The following is an 11001-nucleotide window of genomic DNA, read 5'->3' as shown; positions in this document are numbered from 1 at the left end:
TTTAAAAGAGCAACTCCAGCCTGGTTTTATGTGAACCAAATTGGCAGCTGCTCTTACTATACAAGGAGGATATTTGAATGAACATTGATGTTGTTGTGGATGCTAAAGGATTGTCCTGTCCGATGCCGATTGTAAAAGCCAAAAAAGCGATTGACAGTTTGCAATCGGGTCAGATTATGGAACTTGAAACAACTGATAAAGGATCGGTAAATGACTTTCAAGGTTGGGTTAAACAAACCAAACATGAGTTGATTAAAATGGAAGAAGACAATGGAGTGTTTAGATTCTTCGTAAAAAAAGGGTAATCGTTGCGGGGCACTGTTCGGGTGCCCCCTTTTAAAAAAACGTTATGTTGAATGTGCTTGACATGCAAGGATTTCAGTGTATAATAATACCCGTATGGGTATATTATAAAACCCATATAAACCACGTAATGTGAGCATAAAAACTTGAGTAATTGACCAAAATTAGAAAGAGATGGTTCTTAAACCAGCTCCTTTTTTAAAGGAAACTAAATACCCCATAGGGCATTTATGCAATGTTAGTTGCAGAGATTGGGGGAGTAGAAATGAAAGATACACTGAATAATTTCACGGAATATGATGATTCTATTAAACATCGTTTGAGGAGAATTGAAGGACAAATTCGTGGTGTTCTGAACATGATTGACCAAGAGAAAGAATGCCGGGATGTGATTACACAGTTGACTGCCATTCGTTCTGCTGTGGATCGTGCAATTGTCTTAGTATTAGCCAGCAACATGGAAGTTTGCATCCGCGAAGAACTTCAAAAAGGCAACAACCCGGAAAAGGTGGTCCAGGAATGGATTGATCTCTTGATGAAGAGTCGTTAAACAAAATGAAATTGAGGTGAAGGATATGTTTCATTACACTGTTGAAACCAACAAAACGGTAGATGAAGCCGTACATGCTGTCGAGGAAAGTCTTAAAAATCATAAATTTGGGGTCTTGTGGCAATTGGACATTCCTTCCAAGTTGCAGGAAAAAGGTGTTGACTTTACTCAACCTTACCGGGTACTCGAGGTCTGCAATCCCGTAGAGGCTAAGCGCGTATTGAATCAGAACAGCTTGGTAGGATATTTCCTTCCCTGCAAAGTTGTTGTTTATGAAGAGAACGGCACCACAAAAATCGGCTTACCCAAGCCCACTGCAATGATACAAATGGTGAATGACCAGACCTTAATAGAAATTGCGCAGAACGTAGAGGAAACTTTGATAAAGGCTGTAAATGAAGCAAAATAATTTAAACCGATTGACGCCTGAAAGGGCGTCAATAAAAAACTCTTTTATATACCTGGGTAGGTATTTTGATTTGTGGTGAAAGAGGGGAATTTATGTTGGAAGTTACAGGAGATGCTATTGAAAAATTAAAAGATATCATTGGCAATAAGCCTGGCAGAATGGTCCGTCTTTACATTGCAGGTGTAGGCTGAGGCGGACCTAATTATGGAATGGCTCTGGAAGAGTCAATGGAAGAACATGATAAAAAGGTCGAAATTGGGGGAATACAGTTCATTTACAATTCTGGACTGGCTCCATATATAGAAGGGATTAAGATCAGTTATTCTGAGTCATGGTTAAGCAAAGGATTTCAAGTTTCTCATAATGGATTCTCAGGCTGTTGATAAAAGTGAACTATTTCAAGGAGGGGTAATTATGGAGGATAAAAGCACAATCGTTGTTTTTAGTGGAGATTTAGATAAAGCGATGGCAAGTTTTATAGTTGCAACCGGCGCAGCGGCGATGGGGAAAGAGGTCACAATGTTCTTTACTTTTTGGGGATTGAACATTCTTCGAAAAGATCAATATGTTAAAACTTCAAAAAGTTTCATGGATAAAATGTTTGAAAAAATGATGCCTCGGGGACCAGAAAAACTGGGAATCTCTAAGATGAATTTTGGTGGTCTGGGTGCCAAAATGATGAAATATGTGATGCAGAAGAAAAATATTTCCACCCTGCCTGAATTGATACAAACAGCAAAAGATTTGGATGTCAAAATCATTGCATGCAGGATGTCTATGGATGTTTTGGGGATAACAGAGGAAGAACTGGTTGATGGAATTGAATATGCCGGAGTAGCTACCTACTTGGCAGAAGCGGATCAAAGCAAACTGAATTTATTTATATAATTTTTTATGAACCATCTTGAAGAGAATGGAATATTGCTGTTAAGCAAACAATATGATGCGGAACTTAAAATGCTGAAGATCATCTGCGAATTTATATACCTATACAGGTATTTCAATTCTCCGATTACATTTAGGCGGTGGTCTATATGCACAAAAAACGCACCATTTATTTTGTGACAAAAAGCGAGAATGCCCCTTTTGTTCTCCAAGAAGCAATCGAAAAGTCTTCAGAACAAGAGGTAATCATTTTTTTCGATTTGGATGGAGCCCGTGTACTCGATCAAAGATATGCAAAAAAGATGGCGCGGGAAGGTCAATATAATATTGTTCCTCTATTCGCAGAGGCATTACGCAAAGGAATAAAGCTTTTTGGCTGCCAGATGAATGTGATGGGAGCCTGTGATATGCAGTGTATTGAAGGAGTGGAGAGTGCAGGGGTTGCCACTTTTCTGGATTTGGCCTATGAAGCCGATGCAGTTCTAAGTTACTAGGGGGGATAGCAATGGAGCGCAAGAAAGTCGTTGTGATGGCATTGCACAGTGAACTGGAGTCCGCCTATCCTCCTTTGAATATATCCGTTGGGGCAGCCGCTTCTGGTGCCGAAGTGATCCTAGCTTTCGCACGAGACGGGGTTGATATCCTAAATCCTAATTATATTCCGATTCCATCATCAGGAAGGGGATATTTGGCCAACACGTTAAGTGATTTTGGAGCTCCAACTGTTCAGGAATTGTTGAATATCGCTTCTGAGTGTGGGGTTAGAATGGTTGTTGTTGATAAGGACTTTGTTGAATCAAATTTGCCTGTTGAAAGCAAACCAATCAAATGGATTTTAAATGAAGCGGCAAGCGCTGATTTATTTGTTCATTTTTAGTCCAAGAGCGGTAACAGACCCGTAAAACCGGGTCTGTTATGGTTTGTCAACAATTCTTTATAACTGGCCCTGTGTAGGTCAAGGCGGTGTTATAAATGCACAGTCAATTAAAACGGTTACTCTGGCTGCATGGATCCTTTCTGGGAGTTGTTATTTTTTCCAATCTGTTTATTAACCTGTATCTTTGGTCTGTATTCAAGAATTTCAGCCGTTTAGGGCAATACAATTTAACCGTCGCTCTTTTTACACTAATTGGGTTTGTTTTGGGGATGTATGTGATTCGGTTGCGAAATATTCGATATTCGTTGGCTGGGGCAATTTTGTGCATGCTGACCCTATTTCTCTTACTTGTGTTTAGGGAGAAGGAAATTGTAGAGTGGTTATTTTTATTGGGCAGTCTTTATGGCAGCAGCTTAGGCATGTATTATTCAGGGTTTAATCTGATTTCCTTTTTTTTGACTGGAAAGGAGGAAAGGGATCTTTTTTTTGGCAGAGAGCAGATGTTAAATCGGTTTGTCTCTTTGGTCACTCCATTGACGTTTTCCTTTATAGTGTTTTGGTTTGGGTATAAAGGGGCCTTCAGTCTTATAAGTTCTATCCTCATGATTACCGTTTTGCTCACCTTTTTTATACCTAAAATAAAGACCGATTTTACAGTAGTGAATTTAAGGTATCGAGAAGTATGGCAAGAATATAAAAATGTTCTTTTATCAATTACCGGGTTTGGTTTTTTACAAAGTTGGATCCAGATCGCATCAAGTGTATTTTTATTTTTTTATTTGACTGATTCAACACGGGTCGGTCTGTGGAACAGTGTGTTTGCAACTATTGGAATTGGAATGGGATACTGGATGAGCAAGTTCAGCAAGCCGAAGAATCGCAAGTATTTGGCTTTAACGGGTACAATCTTATTATCGGGAGCGGCTTTAATCATCTTTTTTCCTAAAGCATGGACGGTTTTGGCTTTTAATGTATTGGCCGCGTTGACACTTCCAATGATCTGGCTCCCAATAACCGTAGTTCATTACAATCGGATTTCGGATTTATCATGTCCTTCAATTGATAATTGTCGAATTGGATTAAGTGCTCATTACTTGGTAATCCGTGAGTTCATGTTAAACCTAGGGAGAGTTTTGTTTTTCTTATTAATGGCGCTAGGTTTGGGTTATGAAGGCCCGAACATTCCTGTATATATAGTATTTGTTATCCTTTTCTTGCCGATTGTTATCTATCGTTGTAATGCCTTGTTTTTCGTCGAGAATAAGAGAAATATCTAAACTTGAATTGAATATTTGCTCCATTAAGGTGAAACCTATTTCTGATACGGATGGAGGTGGTTTTTATAAATATTTTCGAAGTGATGAAAGACGCGATTGAGCCTTTTTGGATGGAGAAAAACGACCTTTACATGTTGGGGAAGCTTATCATCTTTGGTGCTACTTAGCAGGCGTTGAGCAAACGATCCGTAACGATCAAATTGCTTATAACATTACTCAAGATGAGGAGTTAAAAGAGAAAATAAAGGACTTAATTAACAATGTTCATAAACCAATGAAACAGGAACTACGGATTTTCTTCGAAATGAAGGTGTCCCATTACCACAATCTTCTCCCGAAAAACCATTGTATAGTGAACTTCTTCAGATTCCAGAAGGCGGAAAACTTACAGATGATGAGATTGCCAATCAGATAGTTTGGGCTACTGTTATTGGAATTCAAATAGCAGTCAGAGGGCTTTCTGAGTCTACAAGAGCCGATGTGGCAGCTATGTTTGCTAAATATCAAATCCTGCAAGTGACTTGGTCAGTAACGATGAAACAATTGATGGAAAAACGGGGATGGCTCAAGGTTCCTCCATATTTTAAGGCTTAGGTGATAAAGGTTTAACTCCAAAACCATTTTGGGAGGTAAGACATGCATAAAGTAATGGTTCTTGGAACGGGCCGGCCGGTTTAACTGCCGCATTTACTTGACGCGAGAACGGAGGTTTAAGTTGAAATCCAAATTTCGAGTTAGAGGAATTCTCTTGGGAATTCTGTTGCTTTTAGTTATTGGTATCTTTTTTTCAAATGTAATCCCTGCTAGAAGATGGCTTAGTAGCATATTTCTTTCGTCAAAAGGTGAAACAGCTTTACTTATTCCCCAGATCCTGGAAGATCAAAATCCCTCTTCGGAACTGGCGGAGTACAATTTGACTGCACAGCGTTCAACAAAGGAATTCATTAAAGGAATCAAAACCGAAACTTATGGTTACAACGGGGATTATTTAGGACCGGTAATACGGGTAAAAAAAGGAGAAACCGTTTCAATCAAATTAAAAAATTTGCTTGGAGAAACCACCACGGTTCATTGGCACGGACTGGAACTACCGGGGGATATGGATGGGGGCCCCCACAACGGAATTCAACCGAATGAAACTTGGAATCCCCAATTTACCATCAATCAGTCTGCTGCAACCCTATGGTTTCATCCGCATCCTATCCACAAAACTGGAGCGCAGGTTTACAAGGGTTTAGCGGGTCTTATATACATTGAGGATGAAGTTTCCCAAAAGTTGAACCTCCCCAAGGATTACGGACAGAATGATTTTCCTTTGATTCTGCAGGACAGAAGGTTTACCAAGGATGGACGGATGCCTTACGACCTAGGAATGATGGATGTCATGCATGGTTTTCAGGGGGACACTGTTCTTATCAATGGGGCTGTCAATCCGTTTCTTGAAGTACCGCAGGGAAAGGTGAGGTTTAGAATTCTGAATGGTTCAAACGCTAGAATATATAACTTACACTTGACGAAAACAAGTGAGTTCTGGCAAATCGCATCTGATGGGGGATTTCTGGAAGCACCGGTAAGATTAAATCAAGTGGATTTGGGTCCGGCAGAAAGAGCGGAAATTATTGTAGACTTTTCAAATTTTAAAACCGGTGAAGTAATTCAGTTGCAAGACCGTGATGAAAACCTAATGAAATTTATTGTAAAGGATAAGTCGACCAAGAATGTAACTATCCCGAAATCCATTACTTCTATTCCAAAAATTGAACCGTCTTCGGCAAAAACTACAAGAAAATTTGTATTCCAGGGAATGGGACATATGGTGAACATTAATGGAAAACAAATGGATCCCAGACGAATTGATGAAGAACTAAAGATCAACACTACTGAGATTTGGGAGATATCCAATGCCTCAACAGGAATGATGGGGGGAGGCATGGCTCATCCGTTTCATGCTCATGGGGTTCAGTTCCAGATTTTGGAGCGTAATGGGAAAGAACCACCGAAAAATGAGCGCGGGTGGAAGGATACGATCCTTGTCCAACCAGGAGAAACGGTAAAGGCCATCGCAACTTTTAAGTACAAAGGAATCTTCATGTACCATTGCCATATCCTTGAGCATGAAGATTCCGGGATGATGGGGCAATTTCAGGTCAAATAAGAAACCAGAGGATGGCTCAAGGTTCCTCTATATTTTCAGGCTTTTTAACTCCAAAACCATTTTGGGAGGAAGGACATGCATAAAGTGATTGTTTTAGGAACGGGTCCCGCTGGTTTAACGGCAGCTATTTACTTGGCTCGTGCGAATATGAAACCAATAGTTATAGAAGGTATGGAGCCAGGAGGACAATTGACATTAACTACGGAAGTTGAGAATTTTCCAGGTTTCCCCGAGGGAATTATGGGTCCTGATCTGATGGAAAACATGCGGAAGCAAGCTGAGCGTTTCGGTGCGGAGTTCCTAAAAGGTTGGGTAAGGAAAGTGGATCTGTCAAAACGTCCTTTTAAGGTGTTTGTAGATGGCCAAGCCGACTTGGAATCCGAAACTCTAATTATCTCCACTGGGGCTTCCGCAAAAAGGTTGGGGATTCCCGGGGAGAAAGAAAACACAGGTCGTGGAGTTAGTACTTGTGCCACTTGTGATGGTTTCTTTTTTCGAGGGAAAAAAGTCATCGTTGTTGGTGGTGGAGATTCTGCTATGGAAGAAGCCAATTTTCTCACGAAGTTTGCAACCGAGGTTCGTATCGTACATCGACGAAATGAATTGCGGGCATCAAAAATCATGCAGGATCGAGCTCGCAACAACAATAAAATCACTTGGAGCTTAAACTCTACACCAATAGAAGTGGTAGCGGCTGAGAACAGAGTAACAGGACTGAAGGTACGTAATAATGAAACCGGTAACGAAGAAATTTTAGAAACGGATGGCCTTTTTGTAGCCATTGGACATACACCAAACACAGGATTCTTGGAAGGACAAATTCAAACCGATGAAATGGGGTATATTACTGTAAAGCCGGGATCGACTGAAACGAATGTTCTTGGTGTTTTCGCTTGTGGGGATGTTCAGGACCATAAGTATCGTCAAGCTATTACTGCAGCGGGTACTGGGTGTATGGCTGCGCTTGACTGCGAGAAGTTCTTGGAAGGAAATGCAATTCATGATTGGAGTCTTGTTTTAAAGAGTTAGATTGAAGAGTCTGCCGATAGGAGGGTTTAACGTGGAAACTGTAAATGAGTCTAAGTTTGATGAGTTATTGCAATCTGAGAAACCCACTCTCGCATTTTTTACGGCTGTTTGGTGACCTTACTGCAAACGGCTGGGTCCAGTCGTGGAAAAACTTGAAAGAGAATATCCCAATGTTAATTTTGTGTATGTAGATTCAGATGATCAACCGGCATTACCCCAAAGATACGGTGTTTTAGGTCTTCCCACATTGATTCTTTTCAAACAAGGGAAACCGCTTGATCCGCTGGTTGGGGCCCAACCGGAGACAAACATTCGGACTTATATTGAAAAATAATGCTAACCATGCCCGTTCTTCTTAAACGGGTATATTAAGTTGCAACAACATACCTAAGGGGGTATAATAAAGGTACTATTTATCTCGAGGTGCAAGCACATGGAATATACGGATTCGATGAAAAACCGTCTGCGCAGGATTGAAGGGCAGGTACGTGGAGTTATAAGCATGATGGAACAAAACAAGGATTGTCGAGAGGTTGTTACCCAACTCACAGCGATCCGTTCAGCTGTTGATCGGGCAATCGGGTTGGTCGTAGCAGGAAATTTGGAAGCTTGTATCCGTATTGAATTGGAGAAAGGAAATGATCCGGATAGAGTGATTAAAGAAGCTGTCGATTTACTTGTGAAGAGCCGTTAATTTGAACTGGGGGGGAATCTTATTGGCGCATCGATTTGACCCGAAAAATATTCATAAATTGGACAATCCTGAACGCCGTACGCTCTTGCCGCCGACTGAAATCCTCGCTGAATTGAATATTCAAGAGAAAGATGATGTTGCGGACATTGGTTGCGGCCCGGGCTTTTTTACGATTCCTGCTGCCAAGATGACAAATGGTACAGTTTATGCTGTAGATGTAGAGCCGCAAATGCTTGATTATATTAAAGAGAAGTCAGCAGCAGAAGGAGTTGCCAATATCAAATTGGTACAAAGTGACGCTGAGAAGATTGACTTGCCCGATGCAAGCGTCGATAAGGTATTCTGTGCGTTCGTCTTGCACGAGGTGGGAGATTTGCAACAAGGCCTTATGGAGATCAAAAGGATCTTACGTTCCGGTGGCAAGCTTCTGGTGTTTGAATGGGAAAAGAAAGTGACAGAATCCGGGCCTCCGGTTGAAGAACGGCTTGATGCAACCGTGCTGGAGAAAAAGATACAGGCGATCGGATTTAAAACGAAAATTTTTCGACCGAATCCGAACCATTATATGATACTGGGAGAATAGTGAACTTGTTTTGCCAAAACGCCCTTATTTTTTCATGGGCGTTTTTACATATGTAACAAATTCGCGGAGGATAGAAAGATGGAAAAAGAACCGAGGGTCGATGCAAAGTACGTCCAACAACATCTGGCTAATGAGCGGACTTTTCTTGCTTGGATACGGACAAGCATCACGATTGTAGGCCTTGGATTTTTGGCAGCCGGAGTAGTCTTTCGATCCACCCCATACACCCGCTTGACCAATACCGTGGCCGCATTTGTCGGAATTGGATCAGTATTCTTGGGAAGTCTAGTGTTTGCATTTGCTACAAAAAACTACTACGCAAACCGAAGGGCGATTAATAATGAAACATTCCGTTCTCCAAACGGGATTGTTTTATTGATTTTTGTTTCTCTGATGCTTATTAATAGTTTTTTGATGAGTATAGTGGCTATTTTGTTGTTGTATTAATAGGGGGATGAAGATCAAAATGCAAGTGATTCTATTTTATATCGGTGACTTTCCAGTCCGATCTTACGGGTTAATTGTTGCCATCTCAATCTTATTGGGAATGGGAGTGGCGATTTATTTTGCCCGGCAAGCAGGAAGATATGTCCAACACGTTTCGGGACTGGCGATGTATGCCATTATTGGGGCCCTTGTTGGTGCCCGGCTTTGGCAGGTATTCTTTTTTGAATGGGAATATTACGCGAAGAATCTTTTGGAGATATTTGCTCTTTGGCATGGAGGGATGTCGATTCAGGGAGGACTGGTGGGCGGCTTTGCAGCAGGTGCCTTCTATACTTGGAAGTACAAGGTGCCATTCTGGGACTTTGCTGATACTGTGGCACCGGGGATTATTTTCGGACAAGGGATCGGACGCGCGGCTTGTCTCATGAACGGGGATGCATTCGGATCGCCTACCGGTGGTAACTTTGGGCTTGTTTATCCCCCAGGTACTTATGCTTATGATACATACGGATCACAACCACTATGGCCGGCAGAGGTTTGGGAAGGTCAATGGGATATGGTTGTTTTTGCTCTATTGTTGATTCTGAAGCAGACAAATTGGCCGGTCGGATACGTCTTTTTATTCTATAACATCCTATACTCCATTGGACGGTTTCTTCTAGAGTTTCTTCGTGGGGACACAGCGAGAACTCTCGGAATGACAGCCGCTCAATGGACCAGTCTGGCGGTAATTGTAATTGCATTTGGTTTCATGGTGTACTTGAAAATGCATCCTGCTCGTAGAGGTGAACAAAGTCAAACGGAATCCTAAACATGGATATTCGGTAGTGTAGTCGTTTCTCTTTAGCCCCCTAGAGAACTTGGACACTAAGAGTGTATTTTGATTACACTAGTAGTGACAAGGAGGCAGGGCAATGAAGAGAAATAAGCAGAGAATGGAGGTTAGCAGATTCTTATGGTCTGCTAGCGGAGTAGAAACTGCTGTAGAGTTGACGCTAAGCCCGCTGGATGCAACCTCCACATCGGTAAAGGTACGTGAGGATGGTTGGGAAGGCAACGAAGAAGGTATCAAAAGTTATGGACAGCAAACCCAAGGCTGGGTTGACATGCTTCTATGCATGAAGGCTTTTCTTGAATATGGTATCAATTTAAGAAGAGGTCATTCGGGTTAGGTACAAATCATTTATTCTCAAAAGACCCTTTCACAACACATGTCACACTCTAGTTGCCGTTAAAGCCGAAGGAAATTGGCGTATCCAACTTTTTCAGATACCCCAGCTCAGTTTCATGGAAGACCTGAGTTAGCTGAACAAATGACAGAAGAGTTAAGAGAATTACTTAAGTGAGTCCACAGTTTGGATTAGTTTCATGAGTTTTTACACTCCTTTTTCTGGTTTCTTACGTATATGATATCGAAATTATAAATAAAAAAAGTGAACCTTCTTCTTCGTTCATTCAAAAGGACTTTAATTCCATCGAGAAGCTAAAACCATGGATTTTGAGTGTTGCTATGAATGAATGCCGCAATTTCCTCAAGAAAAAAGCGCGGGTATTACTGTTCAATGATTCAAGTTTTTAGTTCAAAAATATGGCATCTTCTCACAAAGTGGAGACACAAATCGTGGAAAAAGAGACGAAGGGAGAACTGATATACTTAATTTCAATGTTGCGACAGAAAATTCAGGAAGTGATTGTCTTTAAAGATCGACATGTTTTAAAAATAGGCTCAGTTCAAAGATAGTGTTGCTTACAAACGTATGTTCTGATATTCTCGGTATAAGAACGTACGTTT

16 protein-coding genes and 1 pseudogene are annotated in these 11001 nt (G+C 41.1%); all 17 read left to right on the top strand.

Translation table 11 applies throughout. The features are described 5' to 3' along the window. Positions 1-77: 77 nt before the first annotated feature. Positions 78-305: a sulfurtransferase TusA family protein gene (locus ACFO8Q_RS09895; protein ID WP_380025610.1), complete on the top strand. Its 228-nt coding sequence runs from the start codon at positions 78-80 to the stop codon at positions 303-305. A gap of 263 nt (positions 306-568) precedes the next feature. Next, the gene (locus ACFO8Q_RS09890; RefSeq protein ID WP_380025609.1) at positions 569-853 is read left to right on the top strand and encodes a metal-sensitive transcriptional regulator; all 285 of its coding nucleotides are present in this window, start codon (positions 569-571) and stop codon (positions 851-853) included. Between the two features lie 25 nt (positions 854-878). Continuing rightward, a complete protein-coding gene (locus tag ACFO8Q_RS09885; RefSeq protein ID WP_380025608.1) occupies positions 879-1262 on the top strand; it encodes a DUF302 domain-containing protein in 384 nt (127 codons plus the stop codon). 414 nt (positions 1263-1676) lie between these two features. After that, on the top strand, positions 1677-2150 hold the full coding sequence (locus ACFO8Q_RS09880; RefSeq protein WP_380025607.1) for a DsrE/DsrF/DrsH-like family protein: 474 nt from the start codon (positions 1677-1679) through the stop codon (positions 2148-2150). 146 nt (positions 2151-2296) lie between these two features. Continuing rightward, complete coding sequence (locus ACFO8Q_RS09875; protein ID WP_380025606.1) at positions 2297-2641, top strand: DsrE/DsrF/DrsH-like family protein; 345 nt, start codon at positions 2297-2299, stop codon at positions 2639-2641. 11 nt (positions 2642-2652) lie between these two features. After that, complete coding sequence (locus ACFO8Q_RS09870) at positions 2653-3024, top strand: peroxiredoxin family protein (RefSeq protein WP_380025605.1); 372 nt, start codon at positions 2653-2655, stop codon at positions 3022-3024. A gap of 95 nt (positions 3025-3119) precedes the next feature. After that, the gene (locus ACFO8Q_RS09865; RefSeq protein ID WP_380025604.1) at positions 3120-4301 is read left to right on the top strand and encodes an MFS transporter; all 1182 of its coding nucleotides are present in this window, start codon (positions 3120-3122) and stop codon (positions 4299-4301) included. A 345-nt stretch (positions 4302-4646) separates the two neighbouring features. After that, positions 4647-4895, top strand: coding sequence for a DUF3231 family protein (locus ACFO8Q_RS09860; protein WP_380025603.1), 249 nt, complete (start codon positions 4647-4649; stop codon positions 4893-4895). Between the two features lie 121 nt (positions 4896-5016). After that, positions 5017-6456 carry a multicopper oxidase family protein gene (locus tag ACFO8Q_RS09855; protein WP_380025602.1) on the top strand — a complete coding sequence of 480 codons (1440 nt, stop codon included), beginning with the start codon at positions 5017-5019 and terminating at the stop codon, positions 6454-6456. A gap of 75 nt (positions 6457-6531) precedes the next feature. Next, positions 6532-7485, top strand: coding sequence for a thioredoxin-disulfide reductase (trxB, locus tag ACFO8Q_RS09850; protein WP_380025601.1), 954 nt, complete (start codon positions 6532-6534; stop codon positions 7483-7485). 130 nt (positions 7486-7615) lie between these two features. After that, complete coding sequence (locus ACFO8Q_RS09845) at positions 7616-7819, top strand: thioredoxin family protein (protein WP_380025611.1); 204 nt, start codon at positions 7616-7618, stop codon at positions 7817-7819. A 99-nt stretch (positions 7820-7918) separates the two neighbouring features. Next, positions 7919-8179 (top strand): metal-sensitive transcriptional regulator, encoded by a 261-nt coding sequence (locus ACFO8Q_RS09840; RefSeq protein WP_380025600.1) that lies wholly within the window; start codon positions 7919-7921, stop codon positions 8177-8179. A 22-nt stretch (positions 8180-8201) separates the two neighbouring features. Beyond that, complete coding sequence (locus ACFO8Q_RS09835; RefSeq protein WP_380025599.1) at positions 8202-8762, top strand: class I SAM-dependent methyltransferase; 561 nt, start codon at positions 8202-8204, stop codon at positions 8760-8762. 78 nt (positions 8763-8840) lie between these two features. Further along, positions 8841-9209: a YidH family protein gene (locus ACFO8Q_RS09830; protein WP_380025598.1), complete on the top strand. Its 369-nt coding sequence runs from the start codon at positions 8841-8843 to the stop codon at positions 9207-9209. A gap of 7 nt (positions 9210-9216) precedes the next feature. Then, positions 9217-10020 (top strand): prolipoprotein diacylglyceryl transferase, encoded by an 804-nt coding sequence (gene lgt, locus ACFO8Q_RS09825; RefSeq protein ID WP_380025597.1) that lies wholly within the window; start codon positions 9217-9219, stop codon positions 10018-10020. A gap of 103 nt (positions 10021-10123) precedes the next feature. Continuing rightward, positions 10124-10381: an SRPBCC family protein gene (locus ACFO8Q_RS09820; RefSeq protein WP_380025596.1), complete on the top strand. Its 258-nt coding sequence runs from the start codon at positions 10124-10126 to the stop codon at positions 10379-10381. A gap of 25 nt (positions 10382-10406) precedes the next feature. Further along, positions 10407-10555 (top strand): annotated as a pseudogene (locus ACFO8Q_RS09815) (SgcJ/EcaC family oxidoreductase); the annotation flags it as partial. Positions 10556-11001: the final 446 nt, after the last annotated feature.

Source organism: Effusibacillus consociatus, assembly GCF_042652925.1.
Taxonomy (GTDB): domain Bacteria; phylum Bacillota; class Bacilli; order Tumebacillales; family Effusibacillaceae; genus Effusibacillus; species Effusibacillus consociatus.
This window is presented reverse-complemented; position numbering and strand designations above follow the sequence as displayed.

What these genes read in the sequence shown, in the direction of transcription:
- ACFO8Q_RS09895 (WP_380025610.1), top strand. Translation starts at nt 78, where the DNA reads ATGAACATTGATGTTGTTGTGGATGCTAAAGGATTGTCCTGTCCGATG.
- ACFO8Q_RS09890 (WP_380025609.1), top strand. Translation starts at nt 569, where the DNA reads ATGAAAGATACACTGAATAATTTCACGGAATATGATGATTCTATTAAA.
- ACFO8Q_RS09885 (WP_380025608.1), top strand. Translation starts at nt 879, where the DNA reads ATGTTTCATTACACTGTTGAAACCAACAAAACGGTAGATGAAGCCGTA.
- ACFO8Q_RS09880 (WP_380025607.1), top strand. Translation starts at nt 1,677, where the DNA reads ATGGAGGATAAAAGCACAATCGTTGTTTTTAGTGGAGATTTAGATAAA.
- ACFO8Q_RS09875 (WP_380025606.1), top strand. Translation starts at nt 2,297, where the DNA reads ATGCACAAAAAACGCACCATTTATTTTGTGACAAAAAGCGAGAATGCC.
- ACFO8Q_RS09870 (WP_380025605.1), top strand. Translation starts at nt 2,653, where the DNA reads ATGGAGCGCAAGAAAGTCGTTGTGATGGCATTGCACAGTGAACTGGAG.
- ACFO8Q_RS09865 (WP_380025604.1), top strand. Translation starts at nt 3,120, where the DNA reads ATGCACAGTCAATTAAAACGGTTACTCTGGCTGCATGGATCCTTTCTG.
- trxB (WP_380025601.1), top strand. Translation starts at nt 6,532, where the DNA reads ATGCATAAAGTGATTGTTTTAGGAACGGGTCCCGCTGGTTTAACGGCA.
- ACFO8Q_RS09840 (WP_380025600.1), top strand. Translation starts at nt 7,919, where the DNA reads ATGGAATATACGGATTCGATGAAAAACCGTCTGCGCAGGATTGAAGGG.
- ACFO8Q_RS09830 (WP_380025598.1), top strand. Translation starts at nt 8,841, where the DNA reads ATGGAAAAAGAACCGAGGGTCGATGCAAAGTACGTCCAACAACATCTG.
- lgt (WP_380025597.1), top strand. Translation starts at nt 9,217, where the DNA reads ATGAAGATCAAAATGCAAGTGATTCTATTTTATATCGGTGACTTTCCA.
- ACFO8Q_RS09820 (WP_380025596.1), top strand. Translation starts at nt 10,124, where the DNA reads ATGAAGAGAAATAAGCAGAGAATGGAGGTTAGCAGATTCTTATGGTCT.